Genomic DNA, 877 nt, shown 5'->3' with positions numbered 1-877 from the left:
GTTATGACTTGTTAATCCTTGATTGGCAGCTTCCAGACATGGAAGGTACCGAAGTTCTTAAATCGATTCGCTCAGAGCTTAGCTGGCGGATACCTGTAATATTTCTGACCTCCAGAGATAGCGAAGCCGATATTATAACGGCCCTTGATGCAGGCGCTGACGACTATCTTGTCAAACCAGCCAGACCTGGAGAGTTAAAAGCTCGAGTCAACGCCTTAGCAAGACGCTCCGCAAACGAGGTAGAAGAGCAAGAGGAGATGGTTATTGGCCCTTATGTGATTAATCTGACTAAAAGAACCATCGTGTCTTTTGGTGAAGACGTGCCACTGACCGATAAAGATTTTGATTTAGCCGTCTTCATGTTTCAGAACATTGGGCGCCTACTATCCAGAGACTACCTGTTGGAAAGGGTTTGGGGAATTTCTATCAACATCAATACTCGGACCGTCGATACGCATGTCAGTCGCTTAAGACGCAAATTGCATATCAAACCTGAGAACGGATTTCGCGTGAAAACAGTTTATCAACATGGGTACAGGCTGGAAAAAGTTGGCGACTAGAGATAAGGACAGCAGCTCTTAACCTGCTCTTGGCTAGAAGCTTTGATATTAATAATGTAGTGAGCATGATTTATTTATGAAATTTGGACGTATTGATATCCATAAACTAACGACGACAGTCATCAACTTCGTCATGCTCTTATGCCTTTCTTGTGCTATTTCTAGCGTCTTGCTAACTTCGGTATCGTTTGCTCAAACACCTCAGGTGGAAGAGTGGCACTACACGCTGCGCCCTGGCGACAACCTGCAAAAAGTCAGTCAAGGCCTTCTCAACAGACAGCACACCTGGACTGATTTAATACGTTATAACAAGATTG

The 877-nt window shown here is 44.4% G+C and carries 2 protein-coding genes; both read left to right on the top strand.

Going from position 1 to position 877, the window contains the following annotated elements:
- A partial coding sequence (locus A3766_RS17745; RefSeq protein ID WP_082907145.1) for a response regulator transcription factor occupies nt 1–560 on the top strand: 560 nt, incomplete at its 5' end.
- A gap of 76 nt (nt 561–636) precedes the next feature.
- On the top strand, nt 637–877 hold a 241-nt coding region (locus A3766_RS17740), incomplete at its 3' end, for a hypothetical protein (protein WP_197479617.1).

It is taken from the genome of Oleiphilus sp. HI0132, assembly GCF_001635845.1.
The sequence above is the reverse complement of the archived record's forward strand: the minus strand, read 5'-3'. Positions and strand labels throughout refer to the sequence as shown.